General features: G+C 44.9%; 1 protein-coding gene. It reads left to right on the plus strand.

The genetic code is table 11. The features are described 5' to 3' along the window. Nucleotides 1–323: phosphoribosyltransferase family protein (locus CVN76_RS02395; RefSeq protein ID WP_269800007.1), on the plus strand; the 323-nt coding region annotated here is incomplete at both ends.

Consider the following 323-nt stretch of genomic DNA (forward strand, 5'->3'; position numbering starts at 1 on the left):
AAGCTGCAGGCATTCCTTATGAAATGGGCTTAATTAAAAACCGTTATGTCGGACGGACATTCATTCAGCCATCGCAGAGCCTGCGTGAACAAGGCGTGAAGATGAAACTTTCACCTGTAAGAGGGGTCGTAGAAGGCAAGCGGGTGATAATGGTTGATGATTCAATCGTCCGTGGGACAACGAGCAGAAGGATTGTCCGCATGTTAAAAGATGCAGGAGCTAAAGAAGTGCATGTTGTCATTAGCTCACCTCCGATCAAGAATCCTTGTTTTTACGGAATAGATACGTCTAAAAAAGAAGAACTGATCGCAAGCTCCAAATCG

The sequence above is a fragment of the Bacillus sp. mrc49 genome (assembly GCF_002803435.1).